At 74.3% G+C, this 4,499-nt stretch carries 6 protein-coding genes; 3 read left to right on the top strand and 3 right to left on the bottom strand.

Features of this window, described 5'->3' with window-relative positions:
- Positions 1 to 1,310 (bottom strand): HAD-IC family P-type ATPase (locus NH602_RS28360; RefSeq protein WP_253069405.1); only part of this gene is annotated, 1,310 nt, incomplete at its 3' end.
- A 100-nt stretch (positions 1,311 to 1,410) separates the two neighbouring features.
- Here NH602_RS28360 and NH602_RS28355 point away from each other — a divergent pair.
- The 3 genes from NH602_RS28355 (at position 1,411) to NH602_RS28345 (ending at position 2,995) form a co-directional block, all read left to right on the top strand.
- Positions 1,411 to 1,731 carry a metalloregulator ArsR/SmtB family transcription factor gene (locus NH602_RS28355; RefSeq protein WP_062398503.1) on the top strand — a complete coding sequence of 107 codons (321 nt, stop codon included), beginning with the start codon at positions 1,411 to 1,413 and terminating at the stop codon, positions 1,729 to 1,731.
- Positions 1,732 to 1,796: 65 nt separating this feature from the next.
- Positions 1,797 to 2,642 (top strand): alpha/beta fold hydrolase, encoded by an 846-nt coding sequence (locus NH602_RS28350; RefSeq protein WP_253069404.1) that lies wholly within the window; start codon positions 1,797 to 1,799, stop codon positions 2,640 to 2,642.
- A gap of 71 nt (positions 2,643 to 2,713) precedes the next feature.
- On the top strand, positions 2,714 to 2,995 hold the full coding sequence (locus NH602_RS28345) for a helix-turn-helix domain-containing protein (protein ID WP_253069403.1): 282 nt from the start codon (positions 2,714 to 2,716) through the stop codon (positions 2,993 to 2,995).
- Between the two features lie 11 nt (positions 2,996 to 3,006).
- On the opposite strand, the gene NH602_RS28340 is transcribed toward NH602_RS28345, so the two are convergent.
- Both NH602_RS28340 and NH602_RS28335 read right to left on the bottom strand, forming a co-directional pair.
- Positions 3,007 to 3,618, bottom strand: a complete 612-nt coding sequence (locus NH602_RS28340) for an ATP-dependent Clp protease proteolytic subunit (RefSeq protein ID WP_073576933.1) — start codon at positions 3,616 to 3,618, stop codon at positions 3,007 to 3,009.
- Positions 3,619 to 3,623: 5 nt separating this feature from the next.
- Entirely contained in the window at positions 3,624 to 4,241 is a 618-nt protein-coding gene (locus NH602_RS28335; protein ID WP_073576797.1) for a ClpP family protease, read from the bottom strand.
- Between the last annotated feature and the right edge of the window lie 258 nt (positions 4,242 to 4,499).

The raw sequence follows: 4,499 nt of genomic DNA, 5'->3' as shown, positions 1-4,499 counted from the left end.
ACCACCCCGGCGGGCTCGCCGTCCACCAGCACGACGACGGCGGTCCGCCCCGCCTCCTGCAGCGCGGCGACCCCGGGGACCTCCACGTCACCGGCGAGCTCCGGGCGCCCGACGGCGACGGTCCGCCCGCCGACGACCGCCCGCACACCCTCGCCCGGGACCGCGGTGAACCCCTCGGCGTCGGGCAGGTGCAGGCCGCGCTCCAGGGCGTGCGCGCGCACCGCCCGGCCCAGTACGTGCTCGCTGCCGGCCTCGGCGGCCCCGGCCAGGGCGAGCAGCTCGTCGGCGCGACGGGACCCGAGCGGGGTCACCGACACCACCTGCGGGCGGCCGGAGGTCAGCGTGCCGGTCTTGTCGAGCACCACGGTGTCGACCTCGGCGAGCGCCTCCAGCACGGTGACGTCCTTGACCAGCGTCCCGCGCCGGCCGGACACCGCGACCGCGGCGAGCAGCGGCGGCATCGTCGCGAGCACGATCGCGCACGGCGAGGCCACGATCATGAAGACGATCGCGCGCAGCAGCGTCTCGGTGAACGGGGCACCGAGCAGCAGCGGAACCGCGAGCAGCAGCACCGTCCCCGCGACGACCAGCACCGAGTAGCGCTGCTCGACGCGCTCGATGAACAGCTGGCGGCCCGCCTTGGTCTCGGCGGCCCGCTCGACCTGCGCGGCGACCCCCGCGACGACGGTGTCCGCGGCGTCGCGCGAGACCCGGACCCGCAGCACCCCGGTGCCGTTGACGGTGCCCGCGAGCACCGCGTCGCCCGGACCGGTGCGGGCCGGGACCGGCTCACCGGTCAGCGCGGAGGTGTCGACCTCCGACACCCCGTCGAGCACGGCGCCGTCCCCGGGGACCCGCTCCCCCGGCCGCACCACGACCACCTGCCCCGCGGCCAGCTGCGCCGCCGGGACGGTGCGCTCGGTGCCGTCGTCGGCGACGACGGTCGCGGTCTCGGGGGCGAGGTCGAGCAGCGCGTCGATGCTGGCCCGGGTGCGGGCGGTCATGACCGACTCCAGCGCCCCGGAGGTCGCGAAGATGACGATGAGCAGGCCGCCGTCGAACCACTGCCCGATCGCGGCCGCGGCCACCGCGGCGACGATCATCAGCAGGTCGACGTCGAGCCGCTTCTCACCGAGCGCACGCAGGCCCTCGAGCGCGGGCTCCCAGCCGCCGAGGACGTAGCAGGCCAGGTACAGGCCGACGACCACCGCGGACGGCGCGCCGAGCAGGTCGACCCCGAGCGCCGCCAGGAAGGCCAGCAGGGAGGCCCCGGCCCAGCGGACCTCGGGCAGGGTCAGAGCGGATCGCATGCGTGAGACCGTACCTGCGTATGCACGAAGATACGCAGTCAGCCATCCACATGGTGAGACGGTGGACCATCCGCGCAGTCACGCAGGTATCCTCGACGTCGTGCACGAGTCCATCCACGGCTTCGCGATGCCGCCCGAGGACGAGGTCCGCCGGGTGGCGGACGCGATGCGCATGCTCTCCGACCCGACCCGGGTCAAGATCCTCTGGGCTCTGCTGCAGGGCGAGTCCTCGGTGGCCTGCCTCGCCGACCTGGTCGGCGCCGCCCCCACCGCGGTGAGCCAGCACCTGTCGAAGCTGCGACTGTCGGGCCTGGTCGAGAACCGGCGCGAGGGGACCTACGTGTACTACACCGTGGAGGACGCGACCGTCCGCGCCGTGCTGGAGCGGATGCTCGGGCAGGGCACGGTCGTCGACGGGTAGGTCCGCGGCGGGGCGGGTACGCGGATCGGGAGGACGCAACCGATCTTCCCGGAGGAGTGCACGCCATGCCCCAGCTCAGCATCGGTACCGAGAACGGCAGCCCGGTCGAGCTGCACTACACCGACCAGGGCTCCGGCGCACCCGTCGTGCTGATCCACGGCTGGCCGCTGTCGGGGAGGTCCTGGGAGAAGCAGGTCCCCGCGCTGGTCGACGCCGGCCACCGGGTCGTGACCTACGACCGTCGCGGCTTCGGCCAGTCCTCCCAGCCCTGGGACGGCTACGACTACGACACCTTCGCGGACGACCTGCACGCCCTGCTCGTGCACCTCGACCTGCGCGAGGCCACCCTCGTCGGGTTCTCGATGGGCGGCGGCGAGGTCGTCCGCTACGTCGCGAAGCACGGCACCGACCGGGTCGCCCGTGTCGTGCTGGCCGCGGCCGTCCCGCCGTACCTCTACAAGTCCGACGACAACCCCGACGGCGGTCTCGACGACGCCACGATCGAGCAGTTCCAGGGCGGCGTCACCGGTGACCGGATCGCCTTCCTGGAGGAGTTCACGTCGAACTTCTTCGCCGCGGGCGACCGGACCGACCTGATCAGCGAGCCGAACCGGGCCTACCACCGCTCGATCGCCGAGTTCGCGTCGCCGAAGGGCACCCTGGACTGCATCACCGCGTTCGGACGCACCGACTTCCGCGACGACGTGCAGAAGGTCTCCGACGCCGGCATCCCGACCCTGGTCATCCACGGCGACGCCGACGCGATCGTCCCGTTCGAGGTGTCCGGCAAGCGCTCGCACGAGGCGATCGAGGGCGCACAGCTCGCGCTCGTCGAGGGTGGCCCGCACGGTCTCAACGCGACCCACCCCGACGAGTTCAACGCCGCGCTGCTCGACTTCCTGAAGGCCTGAGCGCCCACCCCGGGTTCCGCTGTGGGCGGAACCCGGGGACCGCGGCCGCCGTCCGGTCCTACCGTGCCCCCATGAGCGAACCCCTCTGGCGGCACGCACTCGGTCGTGAGCTGCGACGACGGCGGCACGCCCGCGGTGAGACCCTGCGCGCGACGGCCGGGCGCGCCGGGGTGTCCCCGCAGTACCTCTCGGAGGTGGAGCGGGGCCGCAAGGAGCCCTCCAGCGAGATGATCGCCGCCGTCGCCGGGGCGCTCGGGACCGACCTGGCCGCGCTGACCCGCGGCGTCGCCGACGGTCTCGCGACGGCGCCGCGGGCCCGCGGGCCGCAGTGCGCCTACGCGCTGGCGGCCTGACCCGGCGCCGCTCAGCGACGCTCGCGGGTGCGCGGCGGCTGCGGTTCGAGCACGGTGTCGAGCAGGCCGTAGTCCCGGGCCGCGGACGCGGTGAACACGCGGTCGTGGTCGGTGTCGGCGCGCAACCGCTCGACCGTCTGCCCGGTGTGCCGGGCCAGGATCTCCTCGATGTCGGCGCGGATCCGGACCAGCTCGTCGGCCTGCAGGATCAGGTCCGGAATGGACCCGCGGCCCTGCGCCGCCGGCTGGTGCAGCACGACCCGGGCGTGCGGCAGCGCGCCACGACGGCCCTCGGTCCCGGCGGCGAGCAGCACCGCACCCACCGAGACGGCCTGGCCGACGCACGTCGTCGCGACCGGGCAGCGGACGTGGCGCAGCGTGTCGTAGATGCCGAGCATGGCGCTGGGGTCGCCGCCCCCGCAGTTGACGTAGAGCTGCACCTCGCGGTCGGGGTCGTCGGCCTCCAGGAACAGGAGCTGGGCGATCAGCGCGTTCGCCACGCCCGCGTCGATCTCGGTGCCCAGATAGACGACCCGCTCGGTGAGCAGGTGGGAGTAGACGTCGAGGACCCGCTCGCCGCCCGGGGTGCGGGCGATGACGTTCGGGATCGGGTAGGCGCTCACCGCCGTCACCGCCCCACGCCGAAGCCGGTCGGGACGGCACCGCGGCGCGGCACCACCTGGTCGAACCGGTCGACGACGGCGTCGACGAAGCCGTAGTCGAGCGCCTCGGCGGCGGAGTACCAGCGGTCGTGCAGCGAGTCGGTGAAGATCCGGTCCACCGGCTGCCCGGTGTCGGCTGCGATCAGGCCGAGCACGGTGTCGCGGGTGTGGCGCAGGTCGTCGGCCTGCAGCTCGATGTCGACGGCCGTCCCGCCGATCCCCGACGAGCCCTGGTGCATCAGCACCCGCGAGTGCGGCAGCGCGCGGCGCTTGCCCGGGGTGCCCGCCGAGAGCAGGAACTGCCCGGCGCTGTAGGCGATGCCGAGCACGAGCGTCGAGACGTCGCAGGGGACCAGCCGGAACAGGTCGCGCAGCGCCAGCATCGCCGGAACCGACCCGCCGGGCGAGTGGATCCAGAAGGCGATGTCGGCGTCCGGGTCACGGGCGGCCAGTGCCACGACCTGGGTGGCGAGCAGGGTGCCGTTGTCGTCGTCGAGGGGGCCGTCGAGCACCACGACGCGCTGGTCGTAGAGGTCGCGGCGGGCGCGGTCGTCGAAGCGCGGGGTGCGCGGTGAGTCGCTCATGACCCCACCGTGGCCGGGGGACGGCCCGGTCCGCGCCCGGTTCTGCCCCGGGCAGCTCCGCCCAGGGCGAACGCGCCGGTCAGCCGGGGTGACCGCCGTTGTCGCGGTGCCGGTCGGCGAACACGTCGTAGTCGGCACCCCGGTCGCCCTGGACCAGGCGGCGCAGCGCCTCCTGCGCCGCGGCCCGCGGGTCGGCGGCCGCGTCACCGGTGACCGGCTGCGGGCCGGTCGACGACGCGTCGAGGTAGGGCCGGGGCC

The organism is Pseudonocardia sp. McavD-2-B, assembly GCF_024124365.1.
In the GTDB taxonomy this organism is placed as follows: Bacteria; Actinomycetota; Actinomycetes; order Mycobacteriales; family Pseudonocardiaceae; genus Pseudonocardia; species Pseudonocardia alni.
Note: the sequence above shows the minus strand (reverse complement) of the source record. Positions and strands in the feature narration are given on the sequence as shown.

Bases quoted from the DNA above. Each gene is read 5' to 3' on its own strand.
- NH602_RS28350 (WP_253069404.1), top strand. From the start codon at position 1,797: ATGCCCCAGCTCAGCATCGGTACCGAGAACGGCAGCCCGGTCGAGCTG.
- NH602_RS28345 (WP_253069403.1), top strand. From the start codon at position 2,714: ATGAGCGAACCCCTCTGGCGGCACGCACTCGGTCGTGAGCTGCGACGA.
- NH602_RS28335 (WP_073576797.1), bottom strand. From the start codon at position 4,241: ATGAGCGACTCACCGCGCACCCCGCGCTTCGACGACCGCGCCCGCCGC.